The sequence below is a fragment of the Oceanobacillus sp. FSL W7-1309 genome (assembly GCF_038002145.1).
GTDB lineage: Bacteria > Bacillota > Bacilli > Bacillales > Amphibacillaceae > Oceanobacillus > Oceanobacillus profundus.
The window spans coordinates 259,721-281,894 of the sequence record NZ_JBBOBX010000001.1 but is presented as its reverse complement, the minus strand read 5'-3'; the positions used below and the strand labels follow the sequence as shown (position 1 = coordinate 281,894).

15 protein-coding genes are annotated in these 22,174 nt (G+C 38.4%); 8 read left to right on the top strand and 7 right to left on the bottom strand.

Annotated elements, in window-relative coordinates:
- Window positions 1-60: 60 nt before the first annotated feature.
- Window positions 61-1,233 carry an MFS transporter gene (locus tag NST46_RS01230; protein ID WP_240033808.1) on the bottom strand — a complete coding sequence of 391 codons (1,173 nt, stop codon included), beginning with the start codon at window positions 1,231-1,233 and terminating at the stop codon, window positions 61-63.
- A gap of 461 nt (window positions 1,234-1,694) precedes the next feature.
- On the opposite strand from NST46_RS01230, the gene NST46_RS01225 reads away from it, so the two are divergent.
- From NST46_RS01225 to ltrA, 5 genes are all read left to right on the top strand, one after another.
- Window positions 1,695-2,414: a GntR family transcriptional regulator gene (locus NST46_RS01225; protein ID WP_095311033.1), complete on the top strand. Its 720-nt coding sequence runs from the start codon at window positions 1,695-1,697 to the stop codon at window positions 2,412-2,414.
- 480 nt (window positions 2,415-2,894) lie between these two features.
- Complete coding sequence (locus tag NST46_RS01220) at window positions 2,895-4,250, top strand: aminotransferase (RefSeq protein ID WP_095311031.1); 1,356 nt, start codon at window positions 2,895-2,897, stop codon at window positions 4,248-4,250.
- Between the two features lie 51 nt (window positions 4,251-4,301).
- Entirely contained in the window at window positions 4,302-5,216 is a 915-nt protein-coding gene (locus NST46_RS01215; protein WP_095311029.1) for a selenium metabolism-associated LysR family transcriptional regulator, read from the top strand.
- A gap of 44 nt (window positions 5,217-5,260) precedes the next feature.
- Window positions 5,261-7,045 (top strand): sulfoacetaldehyde acetyltransferase, encoded by a 1,785-nt coding sequence (gene xsc / locus NST46_RS01210; protein ID WP_095311027.1) that lies wholly within the window; start codon window positions 5,261-5,263, stop codon window positions 7,043-7,045.
- Between the two features lie 487 nt (window positions 7,046-7,532).
- Complete coding sequence (ltrA, locus tag NST46_RS01205) at window positions 7,533-8,921, top strand: group II intron reverse transcriptase/maturase (RefSeq protein ID WP_303448328.1); 1,389 nt, start codon at window positions 7,533-7,535, stop codon at window positions 8,919-8,921.
- Between the two features lie 98 nt (window positions 8,922-9,019).
- Here the strand turns inward: ltrA and NST46_RS01200 are convergent, their stop codons facing one another.
- Window positions 9,020-10,006 (bottom strand): 2-hydroxyacid dehydrogenase, encoded by a 987-nt coding sequence (locus NST46_RS01200; protein WP_341136614.1) that lies wholly within the window; start codon window positions 10,004-10,006, stop codon window positions 9,020-9,022.
- A gap of 356 nt (window positions 10,007-10,362) precedes the next feature.
- Here NST46_RS01200 and NST46_RS01195 point away from each other — a divergent pair, with 356 nt between their 5' ends.
- The gene (locus NST46_RS01195) at window positions 10,363-11,820 is read left to right on the top strand and encodes a sodium:solute symporter family protein (RefSeq protein ID WP_095311024.1); all 1,458 of its coding nucleotides are present in this window, start codon (window positions 10,363-10,365) and stop codon (window positions 11,818-11,820) included.
- A 47-nt stretch (window positions 11,821-11,867) separates the two neighbouring features.
- Window positions 11,868-13,529, top strand: coding sequence for an amidohydrolase (locus NST46_RS01190; protein WP_341136613.1), 1,662 nt, complete (start codon window positions 11,868-11,870; stop codon window positions 13,527-13,529).
- Window positions 13,530-13,674: 145 nt separating this feature from the next.
- On the opposite strand, the gene NST46_RS01185 is transcribed toward NST46_RS01190, so the two are convergent.
- A complete protein-coding gene (locus tag NST46_RS01185; protein ID WP_341136612.1) occupies window positions 13,675-15,168 on the bottom strand; it encodes an APC family permease in 1,494 nt (497 codons plus the stop codon).
- A gap of 357 nt (window positions 15,169-15,525) precedes the next feature.
- On the opposite strand from NST46_RS01185, the gene NST46_RS01180 reads away from it, so the two are divergent.
- Window positions 15,526-16,578, top strand: coding sequence for a C45 family peptidase (locus NST46_RS01180; protein ID WP_341136611.1), 1,053 nt, complete (start codon window positions 15,526-15,528; stop codon window positions 16,576-16,578).
- Window positions 16,579-16,716: 138 nt separating this feature from the next.
- Here the strand turns inward: NST46_RS01180 and NST46_RS01175 are convergent, their stop codons facing one another.
- The 4 genes from NST46_RS01175 to NST46_RS01160 form a co-directional block, all read right to left on the bottom strand.
- Window positions 16,717-18,096: an OmpA family protein gene (locus NST46_RS01175; RefSeq protein ID WP_341136610.1), complete on the bottom strand. Its 1,380-nt coding sequence runs from the start codon at window positions 18,094-18,096 to the stop codon at window positions 16,717-16,719.
- 181 nt (window positions 18,097-18,277) lie between these two features.
- Window positions 18,278-19,555: a nickel-dependent lactate racemase gene (larA, locus tag NST46_RS01170; RefSeq protein ID WP_341136609.1), complete on the bottom strand. Its 1,278-nt coding sequence runs from the start codon at window positions 19,553-19,555 to the stop codon at window positions 18,278-18,280.
- A gap of 117 nt (window positions 19,556-19,672) precedes the next feature.
- Entirely contained in the window at window positions 19,673-20,809 is a 1,137-nt protein-coding gene (locus tag NST46_RS01165) for a 2-keto-3-deoxygluconate permease (RefSeq protein ID WP_095311015.1), read from the bottom strand.
- Between the two features lie 85 nt (window positions 20,810-20,894).
- Window positions 20,895-22,082 carry a glycerate kinase gene (locus tag NST46_RS01160; RefSeq protein ID WP_095311014.1) on the bottom strand — a complete coding sequence of 396 codons (1,188 nt, stop codon included), beginning with the start codon at window positions 22,080-22,082 and terminating at the stop codon, window positions 20,895-20,897.
- Between the last annotated feature and the right edge of the window lie 92 nt (window positions 22,083-22,174).

Below are 22,174 nucleotides of genomic sequence, written 5' to 3'. Positions count from 1 at the left end.
GGACGGAAATCAGTTCTGGATTGTAGTCGCAGAAATCATGGTATCGTCATCGCTTCCTTCTTACCGTAAAGGAGTAGCTTTTGTATGTGCAGATCGCGGTAGCCGTAGTTTCATATAGCCGACAAAAGACAAAACCAGCATACCTATTAAAAACGCAATAAAATATGGAGAAATCACTTCACGAATAAGCCCGGTTACAAATGAACTGAAAATCATTCCCAATGAATAGACCGCCGACATCACCCCAAAAGCACGGCCATGTCCTTCCCTTGCGACAGCATCTGTTACTGCTGTGGCCATTGCCGGCATTATCACCCCAAAAAAGAATCCCATTAAAAATAACAAAAGCGTTAAGGCTGTAGTCCACTCATTTAAAAGTGCAAACAGAGTCATACACATCCCAAATAAACCGAAAATCAGCCTTTTCACAGGAGCAAATCGATTAATAAAAAACAGAGATAAGGAAAAAAATGTTCCAATACCCATAAAACTGAACATTTTACCTGTTGTGACGGTAGATAGTCCTTTTTCCACCGATAAATAAGGAATTTCATAGATGATCACACCATGAATGTACATCACAGCAAAGCCTGTCAGAAAAACAACATGCAAACCCGGATTTGCCAAAACCTGAATAAGACTCAATGACTGATTTCTTTTATTCACTGTGACTGCTTGTCTATCTTTTAGAAAAAACATGGTATAAACAGCCGTTATAATCAGTGCTGCCCCAATAACAAAATAAGAATTGGCGTATCCGAACATAACTCCAAGCTTTCCACCAATCAGTGGAGCAATAATACTTGCGATTGTACCGAGAATCCCATTTACAGCCATGTTTTTCCCTTGCTGTCGGCTATTTCCTGCATATCCTGAAAGTAGTGCCATTGCTGCTGGAATCAAAAAGGCTAATGAAAATCCATTTAATGCCCGCAGTAGTAATAATTCTGCAGTGTTAGCCACTAAGCCATGAAAAATAAACAAACTACCCGATACAAGCAATGGAAGCGTAATAAATATTCGCTTCCCAAACCTGTCAACAAGTGGACCTGCAATTAAATTTCCTACTAGATTAGCGAACTGAGCGGCACTAAGCATAATTCCAATCAATACACTGGATGCTCCAATCATTGCAGCATAAGGAGTGAAAATCGGTGCTTGAATACTCATGATCAGGCTGATTAAAAACATAATGACAAAAATGTGTAATTTGTCTGCGGTTACTTCTCTCAAATTTTCCACCTCGAAAACATTGTATGCTCCAAATGAAAAAATAGACGGAAAAAAGGGTCAGCCCTTTAGCTCATATATAGTATTTAAACCTTTTGCCTCGCTGAAAAATTATGCTATATTATAATCAGATTTTTCACCTCAAGAATATCTACTCAAAACTCTCTAAGACGCGATAGCATGGCAACCATTCCGCTACTAATTAAAGAAGATTCCTCAAAATCTACCAACACTGGACATGACCAATTAAACAAAGACTCTTTAATACATTCTTCAAAGAGCATTTTTGAGATAAGGTACCAGACCCGCTATATAGTAAAGCGTACCAATAGACAGTATATTTGATAAGTTTTTAAACTTGGAAAATGGTTATCAAATTATTAATGAGTACATCCTTTATCTATATCTTTCCGAATAATCTAATCTCTGCTATGATTTATGTAAAACAAAAAGGAGCCTTTAACATGCTTGATTATAATAATTCGATAGCGTTGCATATTCAATTGAAGAATATTATTGAAAAGAAAATTGAAGAAGGAATATTTACCGGGCAAATACCAAGTGAAAGGCAATTTATGGAGGAATATCATGTTAGTAGAAGTACGGTTAGGGAAGCTATTAACCTTTTGGTTCGTGAAGGAGTATTAGAGAAAAAGCATGGAAAAGGTACATTTGTTTCCTTAAAACCAATTCAAGATTGGCTCGGTAATCTAAGCAGTACAACTGATACGATTATGCAAATGGGGAAGAAGCCAGGAGCACAGTTAGTTACGCATTATTTGACGGAAACCACACCATATATTCAAGAAAAAACTGGTCTCAAAGATGCTTACTTTATAAAACGAATTCGCTTTGCTGACGATATGCCAATTGGTGTGGAGCGACATTATTATCCAATCGAAATAGGAGTAAAATTAATTAAATACGACCTCAATGATGCAACATTATATGATTTGCTGGAAAATCATTTAGGAATTAGACTAGCAGAAGCCGAGCAGACAATTAGCGGTGGAATTTTTTTAGATGAAGATAGGGAATTTATGAAAATGCCGAATGGAACGAACGCGTTAATTGCCGAACGAATTATTAGAGATCGAAATCGTGAAATCATTGAATTCGAAAAAGCCTTTTATCGGAATGACCTATATACATTTAAAATAAACTTGTCTCGTAAGTTTGGCTAACAGGGTTCATCAAAAGTTGTATCACGTATTTGGAATAAGATTATTAGCAGGCATAATAAGACTTATTATCATTTTAAATAACTGAATTTATATAATATATTGAATTTAAAATCGGACTGTTTTATACTGATAGCAGACCATCACATCACAACTGGTTCGGACGTCAGTATCATCATGATAGGTCAGACTTATCGTTTTGCAAATTCATGTAAGGAGGATTGAATGACGATTGTTTAGATTTCAAATGAGTTAAAACGAATGAGCTTAGTATTGTGATATCTTCTCGATCCTAGGAAGTTTTTTAAAAATATTATCTAATAAATGTAAGCGGTTTCTGATGTAGGAAACGAAATTAATGGATAACCATCCAGGGTGCTAATGTGCATGAAATACCATCTAAATCAATCTTTCAAAATCAGGTTTCGATTGATTATGTATTGCTTCATAAAGAATCTAACTAAATGAATGGAGGTAGGTTGAATGAAGACGGAAAGCGAAATGAATCAGGTGGTTGGGAAAGAAGCATCGTTATTATGGAATGCCATGCATCGTTACAATCCAGAAGCGGAACAAGTAGTCGCTGTTAAGGGGGAAGGATCCTGGTTTACCGATGAATCTGGTAAACGTTATTTGGACGGGGTTTCTGGATTATGGTGCTTAAATCTAGGTCATGGCCGTGAAGAAATAGTCGAAGCCGCTGCTGAGCAAATGAAAAACCTTTCCTATTTTCCATTAACAATGAACCATCAGCCTGCAATTAAACTAGCTGCAAAGATTAGTGAATTGCTCGGTGGGAAATACCAGACATTTTTTTCTAATAGTGGTTCTGAAGCTAATGAAACTGCATTTAAAATTGCGAGACAATACCATAATCAAACTGGTAATCCGCAGAAGTATAAAGTGATTTCTCGTTATCGTGGATATCATGGTTCAACATTAGGTGCATTAAGTGCAACAGCACAAGCAAATAGGCGAGTAAAATATGATCCGGGTGTCCCAGGATTTCTACATGTTTATCCGCCATACAGCTACCGTTCTATTTTTGATGGAAGTCCAGAAGAGTCAGATCTGAAGGCAGCACAGCTGTTGGAAGAAATGATTAACTGGGAAGGAGAAGAAACAGTTGCAGCATTTATCATGGAGCCATTTATTTCTGGGGGCGGTGTTATTGTTCCATCAATGAAATATATTCAACGAGTTGCGGAAATTTGTAAGAAATACAATGTGCTTCTGATTATGGATGAAGTAGTATCCGGTTATGGACGTACCGGAAAAATGTTTGGATTTAAGCATGCGGCGGGGGTACAGCCTGATATTGTGACAATGGCAAAAGGGCTGACAAGTGGGTACTTACCATTAGGAGCTACTGCTGTTAAATCTGAAATATATGATGTATTTCGAGAGGCTGGCAAGGATTCACATTTTCGTCATGTATCTACCTATGGAGGACATCCAGCCGCATGTGCAGTTGCATTAAAAAATATTGATATCATTGAGCGTGAGAACATTGTTGAACGAGTTCGCACACTTGCCGGGACTAAATTATCGGAGCTGCATCATTTAATAGATCACAAAAACGTGGGAGAGGTTCGGCAAATTGGTTTTCTTTTAGGGATTGAGATGGTAGAAGATAAACAGTCTAAGCTGCCGATGTCTGATGAAAAACTGGCAAAAATAATAGGTTTGTGTAAAGAAAAAGGATTAATCATTGGTAAAAATGGAGATACCGTTCCAGAACAAAACAATGTCATTATTGTTGCGCCGCCATTAACAAGTACTGTAGAAGATTTAGATTTTTTAATTGATACTTTAACGTCAGCAATTCGAAGTCTTTAAATAAGTCTGTTCCTATAAGAGAGAAAGGGAATCCGAGGGGATGGAGTTTACGTGAATTATGAAAGACTGAAAACATTTGTAGCTGTTGCCGAAAAGAAGAGCTTTTCCGAGGCCGCTAAAGTATTATTTGTTTCCCAGCCAACCATTACCTCGCAGATCAAAGCATTGGAAGAGGAGCTTCATACCAAACTATTTGAGCGAACAACAAAAAGGGTTGAAATGACAGAGGCTGCGTTGATTTTAATAAAATACGCTAGGGAGATTATCCAACTGAGTGATGCTGCACAGGAGAAAATACAGGAAATTGGCAGTAACATACATGGGGATTTAGAGATAGGATGTAGTTTTACAATTGGTGAATACATTCTTCCAATATTTTTGAAGCGTTTCAAAGACAATTTTCCAATGGTGCAGATTCGTGCAGATATTTCTAATTCGGATACTATTATTTCCAGTATAAAAAATCACGCTATAGATGTCGGGTTAATTGAAACCCCAATTGATGATCCACAAATTATATTGGAGCCATTTTTAACAGATGAACTGTTGCTGATAGCAGCTCCTGATTTTTTAAAAGAAAATGATGGTAAAATTTCCGCTGAAAGCTTGAAGACGATCCCCCTCATTATGAGAGAGAAAGGATCTGGCACAAGGGCAGTAGTGAATCACTATCTACAGATGGTTGGTATATTAGAAAGTGAATTAAACATCGTGATGGAATTAGGGAGTACAGAGTCTGTTAAAGCAGCAGTTGAAGCCGGATTAGGTGTGTCTATTATTTCTAGAGCAACGATTTCAAAAGAGAAAAAGCTAGGGTTGCTGACATCATATCCGATTAAAAATATAGCATTCTATCGTTACTTCTATATTGCAATGCGTAAAGATCAGGTTTTAAAATCAACTGCAGATTTGTTTTTGAATGAATTGAAAAAAAATGCAACTGACCAAACCATACAAGTCATTTAATCCACTTACTCGATTAAAGGTTATAAAAAAAGGAGGAATTTCTAATGGTGAAACAGCAAGCAGAAATGAAAAAGGGTGTCGTTAAAAAAGTAAAAATGACACCAAGTGAAGCAATTGTTGAAACGCTCGTCGCAGAAGGGGTAAAAGAAGTATATGGAATTGTTGGTTCCGCATTTATGGATATGCTTGATTTATTCCCAACTGCCGGTATTCGCTTCTTACCGGTAAGACATGAACAAAGTGCAGCACATATGGCTGATGCTTATACACGAGTGTCCGGTGTTGCGGGAGTTGTTATTGGTCAAAATGGTCCTGGGATTACAAATATGGTGACGTCTGTAGCAGCTGCAAACCAAGCACATACGCCAATGGTAGTTATATCGCCTTCTGCAGGCACGCCGACAATCGGGTGGGACGGATTCCAAGAAGCTGATCAGGTTTCGATTTTCAGTGCAATTACAAAAGAAACAGTGCGCGTCACGCATAAGAGTCGTGTAGCTGATTGTTTAAGAACAGCTTTCCGGATCGCTTATGCTGAGCGTGGCCCGGTCCTTTACGATATTCCGAGAGATTTATTTTATGGGGAGCTTGAGGATCAGATCCTTCAGCCACATCAATATCGTGCAGATTCTAGAGGAAGTGGAGATCCTGCCTTAACAAAACAAGCAGTAGAGCTTTTAAAGCACGCAAAAAATCCAGTAATTATTTCAGGACGCGGTGCAGTTGATGCAGATGGGGTGGACACCGTTGTTAAAATTGCAGAACACCTGACAATTCCAGTAGCAGTGTCTTATATGCATAATGACGCATTTCCAGCTGACCACCCACTAGCAGTCGGCCCAATTGGTTATATGGGAGCTAAATCTGCAATGAATACGTTAAAGAATGCTGACGTAGTACTAGCGATTGGAACGAGGCTGTCAGTCTTTGGCACATTGCCTTGTTACGATATCGATTATTTCCCGAAAGCTGCAAAAATTATTCAAGTGGATATTAACCCAAGAAATATAGCTAGAACACACCCGGTTGAAGTAGGAATTATTGGGGATGCCAAAGCAACAAGTGACGAAATTTATAGATTACTGAAAGAGGCAGTTCCTACTCCAGACAAAAAACAATATCGATTAGAGGCAGTAAGCAAAGAAAAAACAGCATGGGAAAAAGAGTTAGTAGACCTTGCGATGGAGGATGGATCTCCAATTAATCCGAGACGAGCACTCTTAGAACTAACAAAAGTGTTGCCGGACAATACAATCATTTCAACTGATATTGGGAATGTCTCATCTACTGCAAATGCTTATTTAAGATTTAATCAAACGAGACGTCATATAGCTGCATTAACTTTTGGAAATACTGGTTTTGCATACCCAGCAGCACTCGGAGCACAGCTTGCAGAGCCAGATTCACCAGTCGTTGCAATTATTGGGGATGGAGCTTGGGGAATGAGTTTACATGAGGTAAGTACAGCTGTAGAGCAAGATATTCCGGTTATCGCCTGCGTATTCAATAATAAATCATGGGCCGCTGAAAAGAAAAACCAAGTAGATTATTATGATAACCGATTTATCGGTTCGAACATCCAAGCGCCAGAGTTTGCCGAGGTTGCTAAATCAATGGGTGCTTTAGGTTATACGATTGAAAAGCCAGAAGACATAGGACCTGTTGTGAAAGAAGTATTAGAGAAGCGTAAGCCAGCAGTTTTAAACATTTATGTGGATGGGACACAACTTGCTCCTCCATTTAGAAGAGATGCATTGCAGTTGCCGACAAGATTGCTAGATAAATATAAACACTTGGATTATGAGACATGGGGTTCTGATAAAAACTAAATCCATTATGAAGAAACCTCTATACTACGCAATATGTTGTATAGAGGTTCTTTAGTGTGCCCTGCATGGGCGGAAACTAGGTGGTGAAAGTCCACTACAGGCTTGGCAGTAGGAACTGTTAGCGAAAGGCAAGGTGGCTATCGTGAGGTAGTGGCTGAAGGAAGCTGGACGCAAACTCCTGAACTGACGAACAGAAACTAGATAGAAGGCTGAATTAGGTCGGATAAGTCTGCTAAACAAGACGAAGTCCCATACTGCCCGAAACCTATACAGTAAATCTAGCAGTTACATGGGAGGAAAGTTTTCGCTCTTACCAGGGGAGGTCTTGTGAGGGTGCAGTGGGAGTTGAATGATAACGAACCAGCACAACCAAAGCGGTGACGTTTTGGTGAATCGCAAGAAGTCAGCAGAGGTCATAGTAATGTGAACGGACGAAACATGAAGGACCGAACAATAGTAATTTTGAAAGCTCTAGGAGGGGTGGAAGGTGCGACAACTGCAGAAAACAGGAGAATCTGGCTATCGGCAGAGAAATAGTGTGGAACATGAAGGGTATGTCGAAGTGCATAGTGCCTTTCATGGTGAAAAGAACAATCAAAATGGTGTATCCAATCTGTTTGAAAGAATCCTATCAAGGGACAACCTAAATCAAGCTTACCTTCAAGTAGCCAGGAATAAGGGAACAGCTGGAGTAGACGGTATGACGTACGACCAGCTACTTCCATACTTGAAGGAACATAAAGAGGAATTATTAACCCAGTTACGGCAAGGAAAGTACAAACCGCAACCCGTTCTGCGGGTTGAAATTCCGAAACCAGATGGTGGAAAAAGAAAACTGGGGATTCCTACAGTCATCGACCGGATGCTTCAACAAGCTATTAACCAAGTGTTACAACCAATATTTGAATCAACGTTCTCCGATAATAGTTTTGGGTTTCGTCCAAAAAGTAGTGCGCATCATGCCATCATACGGGCGAAATCGTACTACGAACAAGGATACAAATATGTGGTGGACTTGGATATGAAATCCTACTTCGATACAGTGAATCATGACAAACTTATGTACTTCGTGGAAAAACAGATATCTGATAAGCGAGTGCTTCACTTGATAAGAAGATACTTATTAAGTGGAATTATGATTAACGGTATCTTCGAAAAATCAGAACAAGGAACGCCGCAAGGCGGTAACTTATCTCCGTTACTCAGTAATATCTATTTAAATGAACTGGACCAACTCTTGGAAAAGCGTGGTCATCAATTCGTTCGTTACGCAGATGATTGTAATATCTATGTGAAAAGTAGAAGAGCTGGTTATCGAGTGATGAACAGTATCACCAAATTTCTTGAGGGGGATTTGAGTCTTACCGTCAATCGAGAAAAGAGTGCAGTCGGTAGCCCGCTGAAACGAAAGTTTCTGGGTTTCTGTTTATTAGTTACGAAGAAGGGTATAAAAATTCGTCCGCACCAAAAAGCAAAAGTAACGGTGAAATCGAAACTCAGGCAAATCACCAAACGTAATCGCGGGAGAGAGCTTGAAGTGATTCTAAAAGAAATCCGGCAACTTATGACAGGGTGGATAAACTACTATGGCATAGGGGAAATGAAAGGATTTATGAAGGATCTCAATGGCTGGCTGAAGCGAAGAATTAGACAATATATCTGGAAACAGTGGAAAAGCCCACGTACGAAAAGGAGAAATCTAATTCGCTTAGGAATTGACAAATATAAAGCTTATGAATGGTCAAATACAAGAAAAGGCTACTGGACTATATCCAAGAGCTATATTCTTCACCGTTCATTGACAGATAAAGAACTGGCATCAAGAGGATATAAAGATATCGCTCTACAATACCAGTTCGTACACTCAAACTATTGAACCGCCGTATACGGAACCGTACGTACGGTGGTGGGAGAGGGGCGAAAAGTTACTTAACTTTTCCCTCTACTCGATTTTATATACTTGTCTGTGCCTCGTTATTTAGTTAAAAGCTCCCAAACTTTTGGATTGATCATGGTAGGTGGTTTCTCTCCATTAAGACCAGCTTCAAGATTTCTAGCTGCTAATTCCGACATTTTCAACTCGGTTTCATATGTGGAAGACCCAACATGTGGCAGGGTAACAACGTTTTTCATTTCTAATAATGAATTGTTTGGACTGACGGGTTCTTGTTCAAATACATCCAGTCCTGCAGCTGCAATTTCCCCAGTTTGTAATGCTGCGATTAAATCCTTTTCTACAACTGTTTTTCCACGTGAAGCATTAATAAAAATTGCTGAAGGCTTCATAAGCTGAAATTCTCTTTTACTAATAAGACCTCTTGTTTCTGGGGTAAGCGGGGTAATTAAAACAGGAAAATCAGATTTGGATAATAAATCATCTAAACTGCAATATGTAGCATCAAACTTTGTTTCTGCGTCTTGTTTCCTTGTCCGGCTATGATACAAAATATTCATATCAAATCCAAACTTAGCACGCTGTGCAATTGCTTGCCCAATTCTTCCCATTCCAATAATACCTATCGTTTTATGATGAATATCGACTCCATAATAGTCTGGCCCTAATGCTTCTACCCATTGTTTAGACTTAACCAAATTGTCTAGCTCTGGAATGCGTCTGGCAGCTGCGAGTAAAATACCAAACACGGTATCAGCAACGGTATCTGTTAATACGTCCGGTGTATTTGTTGCCATAATGTGCCGCTTTGTTAATTCTTCGATATCCAAATTATTATAACCAACAGAGACATTACTCACGATTTTTAAATTAGGGGCATTGTCTAATAATGTTTTATTCACTTCTAAAGCCAGTCCAATAATACCTTCTGCCTCTTTCAGATGGTTCATAAATTCTTCATTAGTTTGGGTATCAATATTTTTAAAAAATTTCACATCGTACTTTTCTTGTAGACTTTTAAGTACGGGTTTTTCAAGCCGCTCATAAACAATAATTTTTTTCTTCATCTTCATAAGCTCCTTCAAGTAATCTTTCAGTTTGTTGATGGTTGTTTTTCTATCATTTTAAACGTAACTTTCAATATGAGGAATGTCAATATTGGGAGAAGGTATTAGACTTTAAGTTTTATAAAGAACATCTATAAATTATATCGTAAAATCCGATAATTTCATTTCTTTAGAATACATTGACTCCGTTTATACCTAATGATAAAGTATAAATAATCTATTTTAAATAGTTACATATACTACCGAGTTATTATCTGATATTTATGTAATGTCACCCTTGATGCCTCTATATATGTGTGAATATTAAGTTTATTTTCAGTAAATAGCAATCAATTGAATTACTAAGGGGAGATCGTATGAATTGGTGGTTAGTTTGGATTGTAGTTTTTTTAATTGTAATTTTTGGTATAAGTATTATTTCCTCACGAAAAATTAAAACCTCAGATGACTTTTTAATGGCCAACTTTAGTCTTGGGTTCTTTCCTATCACAGGAACAGTTATAGCAACAGTTACTGGATCTGCAGCACTTATCGGTGGAGCTGGAAAAGGTTTTGAAATCGGTATTTCCTATTTTATTACTTCTATTAGTTTCGTTTCTTTTACTATTCTATTTGTCGCTATTCTAACTCCAACCATACGTAAACTTAAATTATATACAATACCAGATTTATTTATAAAACGTTTTGGAAAAGCGTCTGCATTACTTCCAGCATTAATTATTGGATTACTTTATATGACCCCTACATTTGCGATGCAGTTAGTAGGAATGGGTTCTATATTAGCCTCTACTACAGCACTTACCGTAACATGGGGAATTGTTATCGGTTTTATAATCAGTCTCATTTTTACACTTATGGGAGGAATGTTTAGTGTTGCTTGGACAGATACGGTGCAAACCATCGTAATTCTAGCTGGGGTTATTTTATTGTTTTTCCTCGGGCTTAACCATATAGGTGGGGTCGAGGTATTGGCAAATGAAACCCCGAAGCATCTGTTTAACTTTTTCAGTATTGGCGGTAAAGAATTATTAAACTGGTTCCTTGTGTTCGGACCATTCTATATGGTTTGGCAAACAACATGGCAACGCTTATCAGCAGCTAAATCTACTAAAATTGCAAAATGGTCTGTTACAACTGGTTTTATCATTTCTGGTTTTATTGGTTTACTAGCAATATTAATTGGAATTATGGCCGTACAAATACTAAATACAAGTACACCTCCTGATCAGGTGTACACCCAATTTTTAGTAGACATATTTCCAGCACCATTAGGTGGGTTATTTATGGTATCACTATTAGCAGCACTGTTAACCGGTGCAACATCTTTCTTGCTCAGTGGAGCAATTAATATTGCCAAAGATATTTACCAAGAGTGGATTTCACCTGGTGCAGAAGATGCTCAGTTGTTAAAAACATCCCGGATTTCTGTATTAGGTATGGCTGTATTGGGACTTGTTATTGCATTATATATTACAGATATTATAACCATCTATCAATTTGCCCTTTCCTATACAGCTGTAACGCTTGTTGCACCTGTAATGGCCGCAATGTTCTGGAAACGTGCTACAAAAACAGGAGTAATTGTAAGTATGGTTGGCAGTATTATTGTTTGTTCTTTATGGAAGCTGGCTGGAACACCTTATGGAGTGCATGAAATTCTGCCAGGCTTAATCATGTCTTTTCTATTATTAATCATTGTTAGTCTTAAAACAAAACATTCAGCTGACGAAGACGTGACTGCCTATTTCTTCTCATTAAAAGCAGTGAAGGATCCTACAGAACAAGAACCAGTTGATAAAATCATAAGTTCATAAGGTAAATCTGACTGTGTTGCAAAAATTTCTAAAAAGGAGAAAAAACAATGGATAAGATAGATACCTTAATTACAAATGCCAATATACTAACACTTGACGAGCAAAATAGTATTGCTCATTCATTAGCTATTACTGATGGTCGAATTATTGAAATATGGCAAGAATCAGAACCACCAGCTTCAGTCCGAATAACGTCAAATACTGAAGTTCTTAACTTAAAAGGAAAAACATTAATTCCTGGTTTCATCGACACACATAACCACATTCTAATGTACTCACTGAATAAAAATAAGGTTAATTGCAGTACACCACCGAATGAAAGTATTGATGATATATTACAACGAATTAAAGTGAAAGCAAATTCTACTCCAAAAGGACAATGGTTGGAAGGATACGGTTATGATGATACACTTTTAAAAGAACAGAGACATCCAACAAGGGAAGAGCTAGACCAGATTGCACCTGATCACCCAGTATTTATTACGCATATTTCGAGTCATTTCGCAGCTGTCAATTCAAAGGCTTTGGAACTAGCTGGTGTTGATGAACAAATAAAGAACCCCCAGGGAGGCTTTTTTGGGCGTGATAAAAACGGACGTTTAGATGGTGTGCTTCATGAAATACCTGCGTTGGAATATGTTCAAAAAGTAATTCCAGTTCCCACGGTAGATGAGATGGTAGCGGCACTGGGAGAAGGCTCAAAGGATTATTTAGCCCAAGGGATTACAACAAATGCGGATGCCGGAGTAGGTTTGTTCCTTGGTGAATCAGAATTAGAAGCGCATCTGATAGCAGCACAAAAAGGTATCAATCCAATGCATTCACAATTAATGATTATACACACACTTCTACGAGAGGGAGAGAAGTTTGGTAATTACACAGCAGAACAATTAAATGAAGAAATAATGAATGCATCTAACGGTAAAGCATGCCTGGACAGTGCGAAAATGTTTCAGGATGGATCCATCCAAGGCTTAACTGGTGCTCTAAGAGAACCTTATTATAATAATGCAGATGTTGTTGGAGAATTACTTCATTTTCAGGAAGCGTTTAATGAAGAAATATTAGACTTACACAAGCGAGGATTCCGTGTGACCATTCATGGCAATGGAGATCGAGCAATAGGATCCATTTTAGAAGGGTATGCTTTCGCTCAAGAAAAGTCACCAAGAGATGACCATCGTCACCGGATAGAGCATGTGCAAACGGCAACAATTGATGATCTTGACAATATGCAGAAACTCTGTGTAGCTGGTTCGGTCTTTATTAATCATGTCTATTACTGGGGAGACCGTCATAAGCGGCTTTTCCTTGGTCCAGAACGTTCTAGAAGAATAAGTCCGTTAGCGGATATTGTAAAACGAGATATTTTATTTACGTTACATTCCGATTGTCCAGTCACTCCGATTTCACCGCTATTTTCTGTTTGGGCAGCTGTAAACCGCCTAACGAAAGAAGGGGAAGTGCTGGGGCCAGAACAAAAAATCGATGTCGTAACGGCATTAAAATCAATGACCATTTATGGGGCATATATGAATTTTAGTGAAGATACTGTGGGAAGTATTGAAATAGGAAAACGTGCAGATTTTGCTGTATTAGATAAAGATCCAACAAACGTGGATCCACTTGAAATCAAAGATATCACAGTGGAAGCAACACTAATTGACGGAAAAAAAGTATACGAAAAACAGGGCGCTTTGTTGGGATAAAACGCATTATCGAGCTTTTTATTATTACAATAAAATTGTAAACCACCGTAACAGATTTCTCTGATACGGTGGTTTTTATAGGTTAGGATATTCTAGGTCTAAGTATTGAAGCTATTAGATTTAAGGATGGCTTGGTTTGAAAGAACTATGATGATACATTTTCCAAATCGTCTTCCATATCAGCTGCTTCTTGTTTATCCTTAAAGTCTCCTAAAATCAAATGATCTAGCTCTGCCTTAGGGATTGCTCGAATATGTTTAAATTTAACTAGGAAAAAGAGGGCTCCTAGAATTAGCCAAACAAATAAAGCAATCCATGAAGGGGTGCTCAAAAATCCAGGTGAACCTGGTACGATTAACAATAGTAGGAATCCGGCACTGCTTAGGATACCTAATAGACATAGAAACTTTCTTCCAGGGGAGACAGTAGCACGTTTATTGTTCCTTTTATTATTACTGTCTGACCACTTGAATAATCGATATGCTATAAAGCAAGTATAGAAGTATGCGATGGTGACTCCAAGGGCGGACATATCAACAACCCATAATAATGCTTCTCGCCCAAAGAAAGGGGCAAAAAGCGTGAATGCTAATGTGAACAAAATACCAGCATGAGGTGTTTTATGGGAGCGGTGCAATTTTCCAAAAGCTGCAGGAATAACTTTCGCTCTGCCCATGGCAAACAATAAACGGCTAGCAGACATGTAAAACCCATTCAGTCCTGTCAGAATACCCATAATTAATGCAAACGATAATAAAATAACACCAATTGTTCCGTAAGCATTTTCAACAATCATAGCTGTTCCCCACACTGACCCGGCTTGAACAGCTTCCATCCATGGTTGACCAATTCCAGTTGCAATAACAGTCATTGAGTAAGTAAGAGCTGCAAAAACTAAGGCAATAACGATAATACGAAAAGCTTTTTTGGGGGAAAAGTTAAACTCTTCTGCAGCCTGTGGTATGTTGTCAAAACCAATATAAGCCCATGGTGCAATTGCAATTATTGCTGCTATCGATGCAATAGAACCGACTCCGGGCTGAAAGAGAGGTTGTAAATTGGAAAAGGAACTTGTAGGATGAATAATCATAGCGATGGTTAATAACAAAACTCCTCCAAATAAGCAGACGCAAAACACAAACTGACTAAATGCAGAAGAACTTGCACCCTGGATATTGACAAGGGCGAAAATAGCTAATGCAGCACAGGCTACAATAACTTCTCCGGTGTAAACCTCCCAACCGGCAATTGTATACATGTAACCTTGTTCTACAACCCTTGGGAAAACGAATTTTCCTAGAAGTGCTAGAGCAGAAGCATTAAGCGCAACAATTGCAACATATCCTAACGTTAGAAACCATCCACAAATAAAAGCATGATATCTGCCTAGACCATAATAAGCGTATGCGAACCCTCCTCCAGTTACTGGCAGCTTTTCGATAAGAGAACTAAAGCTCACTCCGATAATAATCATAAGAATCGCACCGATTGAAAATCCGATAATTACCCCAAGTGGCCCAGCCATGGATAGCCAGTCTACTGGAAGCACAAAAGCTCCCCAACCAATAGCTGACCCAAATGCAATTGCCCAAACCCAATGTGGTTTCAATGTTTTGTTTAATTGCTGACGTTCTTCCATATTTCATTCTCCTTCCAAATTGTAAGCGTTATCAATTAAGCTATATAAATTAAAGCATGTCATGTTTTAATAATCAATAAGTTTCAGAACTTTTAATCATTTGAATGTGTAATAGAAGTTATTGAGGAATTAAATAGTAATCAACCTCGTGAATGTTGAAGCTAGAGAAAAGTGATTTCCTTTGTATGAATACATACTATAAAACGGCTTTGCTTGTAATATGCAGTTTGTAACGAGACAATTGTATAGCTGAATCTTTACTGCACTTTTATTCATTGAAAGATGGTAAGCTATATAGTAAACGTCAGTAATTATAAAATTCATGTTATCAAATTGAAGAACAAAGGGTGGTTACAGGTGAGAAGCGTTCATAGTGATATTATTCAATTTCGCGGGAGACATTACGATTATGGCTATATGCAAGGTGAGCATCTGAAGAATTCTTTAATTATTAAAAACAGACATCGCGATTGGAGATTGAGAAGACCACGGTTTACGATTGACGAAGCTGAAGCCAAACAAGCATTTATGCGGTTTGCACCAGGAATATGGGAAGAACTGCTTGGTCTACGAGATGCTCTTCAACAGCCGATGTCGATGATTCTTCGCGATTTCGGCAATTATCGTGTTCAACCAGTCTATAGTGGCTGTTCGATTTTGACAGGGAAGGACTATATGATCCGAAATTATGATTATCATCCGAAAACCTATGAAGGGCGCTACAACCTATTCCAGCCGACCGATGGTGGATATGCTGTCATCGGACCTTCTCAACGTGTTACTGGTCGGATGGATGGCATGAATGAAAAAGGACTCGTAATGGGGTACAACTTCATGCATCGTAAAGATCCAGGCGATGGATTTATTTGTCATATGATTGGTAGAATTATATTAGAGGTGTGTGCGACTACAGAAGAAGCAATTGAGCTTGTGAAGGAGATACCACACCGGACTTCGTTTAGTTACATTGTGTTAGATGAAAAAGAAGAAACCTATGTAATTGAAGCAACGCCAAGGTCTGTTCAAGTACATCAATCGAATGTCTGTACGAATCACTTTGAGGTTCTCCAGCATGAAAATCGTCGTTTTATCGCAGAGTCACAAGAACGACTCAATGCAATCAACAACCAGAAAGCGCAAGCAACAGATGCGTATAAAGCATTTCGACTGTTGAATGATACGGATAAAGGGGTGTTTGTAAGCAACTACAAAAGCTGGTCAGGTACATTACATACATCGGCATATTTTCCAAAAGAAAACCAGGCATGGATTGCACTTGGAGGAGATCAGGAGCCAGTAAAAATTGATTTTGAATCCTGGTTGAGTGGCAAAAATCTAGAACGGAGTAAAATCTTTGGGGAGATAGATACTAGCTCTGGATTTGCTCATATGGATGAAAATCCACGTTAATAGAATAAATAAATCTCTTCAATTTTAATCGCAAATATTACGGATAGTTGGGATAGTGTGAAGCATACCTACTATGTATAAACGGATAGGAAAAAGGGATTTCCCACTAAAAAGAGTTCGTGGAAAATCCCTTTATACTTAACCTTCTGGATTGATGACCATCTCTACGCGGCGATTTTTACTTCTGCCATCTTCATCTTCATTTGATTCAATTGGAGCTGTCTGGCCATATCCTTCTGTATGAATCGTTAAATGGCTAATATCACCATGCTCCTCCAAATAATGAAAGACAGATTGAGCTCGTTCTAAAGATAAATTCAGATTATACGATGTCTCACCTTGATTGTCCGTATGGCCATTGATATGAACAGTTGTCTCAGGCTCTAATTCTTCTAATTCAGCAAGAATCCCATCTAATGTCTCTTGCGAACTATCTTTTAATGTGCTTTCATCAAAATCAAACAACAGATCATCAGGAACTTGCATCTTAATTTCTTCATCTGCCACAGTTAAATCCACTTTTTCTGGTGGTTCCATGTCTGGTATATCTAATTCAATAGTCTTTTCAAGATAACGTTTTCCATCATCAGTGGTTTGCAAAAGGTCTCCTTCCAACTTCCCAAAGTCTTCACCATAGGCTGCTAGAACATCATCCCAAGAATTTTGATCGGCATGGACTTGAATTGGGATATACATGCCTGGGCGCAATGATAGATAAGGTATTTTAAGTGCGAAGGAACCATCTGGATTTACATTCGTATAATCATAAGAAAATGGAACAATAACATCGGTCGCGTTCATTAAATCGCCACCTAACCATGTTCCTTCAAGTAGATTACTTTTTCCGTGTATATAGATGAATTTATGATCAGTAGTTACATCAACATTCATCCATATATTCGATTCTCCATAATCCGCAGGAAGTTCACTCCATTTGGGCGTTTCGATTGGGAGTGTGTACGGGATGTCCTTGTTTGCATCTAATAAAACGCTAGCCCTAACCTCATATTGCTCGCTTTGTGATGTTTTATAACGTTGGGGTCCTGTAACTTGGTTGAAGTATACACCATAATGTTTTGTCGTATCCTCACCCAGAGAAGATAATCGGAAATCGATTATCGCATTTCCTTCATAGCCGGGATATTCAAAACGGAAAGAGCCATCCTTTTGTACCTCAGCATTCTTCATAAAAGCTGCAATCGGTAATGTACTATTTCCGGAAGAGCTAATAATCGAGCCTGGCAATAGGTTGCTTTGACCTTCTACAATGATTTCATCATCCTCTACTATCATTTCGCCCCCGATCCAAACCTTTAGGTTGCCAATATCTTCTTTATAATCTATTGGACTTTCTTTAGGTTCTTTCTGACCTTCCGTTTCTTTGGATTTGCTTTGTTCCTCACCAGAACCATTCTCTTTTGCTTTGGATGAATTCGGTTCCTCATTTGTAGTATCTTTGCAGCCTGCAAGAAAGATCAGTAAGACAAAAAATGCTATGTAAATGTAAGACCTTTTCAAATTCAGCTCACCTTCTCCATATTCATTTAGCTTATTGTAGGAAAATTATAAAATTGCCTCACTATAGATTACCATATTCAGATATGGAATAAAAGAGGCATTTGTAGTAAGGGGAGGGGGTATAATTACTTTACAATAATTGATGACATACTAAATAAGAAGACCAGAAATGATGGCCTTCTTATTTAGTACTTACTTTTTCTTCAACGTATGGAATTGTTAGTGGACCAAGTGGAAGAACAGCAATTGTCATCGTGTCACCATGCTTTTTCTTCAAATCTTCTATAGTTTGTTCAATGTTATTAGTAGGCTTTAGCATTGCATTTTTTACTTGTTGATCGGATAGTTTAGAATAAACGTAAACATCAGCCCAAACTTGGATAACGGCTTGCTTCTGAACCTGCCACTGATCAAACATTTTAAATTCTGGATCATTAATCATATCCAGCAATTTTTGTGGACTTTCAGCCATGTCAAATATTTTTGCATAGTTGCCGTGATCAGGCAAACCATCCGAACATTCGGATGCGACAATAATAGATCCGCCTTCCTTCACAATTTTATGTGCAGCACTCATTCCTTTTACAGCTTGATATAAATTCTGATCAAGTGGGTAGCCAGAATTGGATGTTATGACAACATCAAAGCGTTCATCACAACGGAACATTGCATGCTCTTTTGCAAATGCACACCCGAGATCATGTGATTCGTACAATTCCCCTGCAAACACATTTGTAATCTCTTTTTCTCGGTTCAATGTAACGTTTAACATGAAATCTGGTTTACATAGACTATTAATTTCACGAGTCATATCTTGGACTGGATTATTCTCCATGTTGCCCCACGTAGAAAGAGGGTCACCAATCATTCGGGCATTATGAAATGTCAAAATTGTTTCAATACCCGCGATCCCTGGCATGATACCTTTTGGACCTCCAGAAAACCCAGCAAAGAAATGTGGTTCAATAAAACCTGTTACAATTCGAAAATCTGATTCAACATATTCTTTATTAAGGTAGACATCACAACCAAATTTGCTTCTTCCAAGGTTAACAAGTGTATCCTTATCATGACATTGATTATTTATGATTCGAATATTGTCTACTACCCAATCTCCCAGCATCTGAACAAACTCTTCTCTTGTTTGGTCACGATGGGTTCCGGTTCCATTAATAATGATAAAGTTTTCTAATGGGACATGATTTAATTCCTCAATCAGCAGGGGGACGAGTATATGATTTGGTGTTGGTCTTGTAATATCACTTATTACAATGGATACCGTATCCGTTGATTTAACGGACTCTTTTAAAGATCCAGAACCAATTGGATGTCGCAATGCTTGTCGGATTGCTTCTTTTTCATTCTCAAGTTTTGGCAAATTTGTTGGCTCAATAAGGAAAGCGTTGTCCGGCAATTCTAATGAAATACCATGCTTTCCATATAACAGTTCTGTCTTCATGATGCATACCTCATTTCATTAATAATTTTTTTCTTATTTGTGCTGACGGGCAACAGGATCTACTCGTATTAAATCGTATACGACTAAATATCATATAGGATAGCGCTTTCTTTGATGTTAATCGTTGACTGCATGCCTCTCTTGGGTGCCCGAAGTGCTTTCAGCATTATTCAGACCAAGATCTTCCCGTGTACCATCAATTCCTCTTTTTCGTTGATATTTATCCATTAATATAACACCTATTGGACAGAGTAAGGAAGTAGTGATTGTGGATATCGAAATCTGAGCAGTAGCAATAGGGACAATGTTTTGGATTGCTTCTAGCTCTGCTTGTGTCATTGCTCCTGCGCCAACAGCTACAGCTGCTGCGGCTGCAATGGCGGCCGGTGTTGCAGCCGCATTTCCTGCTGTAGAAGCTTCTGAAATGGGTGCAATAAAGCTTTTTTCTTTAAATAATTTAAACATAAGAATTCCCATCCCAGCTGAGCAAACGAAAGTAAGTATCGCAAGTATCAAACCACCTGCAAGAACTGTTGGATTAAAGAAGTTTGCCAAATCCATACCTGCTCCTAGTGCAAATGCAAAAAATGGGATTGTAATCGATTCCCCAGGTTTTAAAAACTCTCGTATTTTCGGATCCAAGTTTCCTAAAAGCATACCAATTCCGATAGGTAATAAAACAGCTATGAATGATATCATTGGGAAAGCAGTACCTAATACACCAAGTGCAACTAACGTGAAGAACGGTCCATCATTGATTGCAAGGATAGAAAGCCCGCCGACATCAGACCTGTTTCCAAATTTACCTGTTAATGCTGCATACATTCCACTATTACTATTTGTCATCCCAGCAATTAATGCAAGCGTCGAAAGTCCGAACAATCCACTCATCGGATCGAAAAAGTATCCGAAAGCCATGCCGACTGCCACGCCAGCAAAATATTTCGATCCAGTTAGGAGGACACCTTTTTTTAATGCCTTTCCACCAACTTTTAAATTCATTTGGCTTCCAACACAAAATAGAAATAAAGCAATTAATACAAGTGCGCTATCCTTAAACAGCTCCTGAGAGAAACCACCGATTTGTAAAAACTCGTAATAGCCTTCCTCCGTTTGGGGTGCACCGAGGAATTTTAAAACGTTCATTACTGCAGGTATATGCATTTGGTCAATTGTATTTAAAAAAGCTCCTAATAAAAGCGGAACGACCATAAGTCCTCCGGGTACTTTTTCTATCGTATCTTTTATGTTCATCAAATCGTTCCTCCTTTTGATATTTTTAAAAATAGGATTATAATATTAGCTTCAATGAATCAATTAACAGACTGGACCATTATAGTTATGTTACAGGAAGTCCATTCGCAGTAGTGTCGCTATTTGCTTTATTGTTATGGTTGTTAGAATAAAAGTAAGCTCGAACAACCTGTTCGGTACTTTGTTCTAATAATCCAGCTGCATTTGTAATTGATTCCTTTAGGGTCATTGGCTGATTGATTATGCTATGAATGCTCACAATACCAAATTCATGCAGTGCTTCAATGCCATTTCCGATTGAACCAGCTATAATAATTGTCGGAACATCCTGGCTTTTTGCGGCTTGCGCAACGCCGAGCGGAGTTTTGCCTGATGCGGTTTGTCCATCTACTTTACCTTCTCCGGTAATAACTAAATCTGTATTTGGCAAGAATTCGCTGAATTTACTGTACTCTAACACAACATCGATTCCTCGTTTAACCTTACATGGGAAGAAAGCTTGAAAGGCTCCTCCAATTCCTCCTGCTGCCCCTGCACCAGGCAGGTTGTGTAAGTGGATTCCTGTAAGCTTGGCAACATGATCGGCCCAATGGGTAAGATGTTGGTCAAGCGTTTCAACCATTTCTGGAGTTGCCCCTTTTTGTGGACCAAAAACAAAGGAGGCACCGTTTGGACCGATAAGCGGATTTTCTACATCAGAAGCAATTAAAAAGTTGCAAGCTTTAATACGCGAATCGAAAGAATCATCCTCTATTAAAGCGATCTTATTTAATTCACCACCACCATATCCGATTTCATTACCATCTTTAGTGCATAACTTTAATCCAAGTGCTTGGAGCATTCCAGCCCCGCCATCATTGGTTGCTGATCCACCGATGGCAATGATAAACGAAGTAAATCCATCATCCAACGCTTGTTTTATCAACTGGCCAGTTCCATATGTTGTTGCTTTTAAAGGAGAAAGCTGTTCATCCGTAAGAAGTGTAAGTCCTGATGCTGTTGCCATTTCAATGACACAGGTTTTCTTATCTCCTAAAACACCATAGGATGACTTCACTTCATCCCCTAAAGGTCCGATCACTGTGACGTTTCGTATCTCGCCTTTTGTCGCAGTGACAAGTGTTTCTAATGTCCCCTCGCCACCATCTGCAACAGGTAGCATCACTGTTTCCGCTTTTGGAAAAGCCTTTTTGATTCCTCTATCGATTGAATTAGCAGCATCAACCGCACGTAAACTCCCTTTAAATGAGTCTGGTGCTATAATAATTTTCACACAATCACATCCTGGTAAACGTTTTCATTATCTGTAGATTAAATTATACGAATCTTGACTAAAAATGTATATGGTTATACCATATGAAAAAT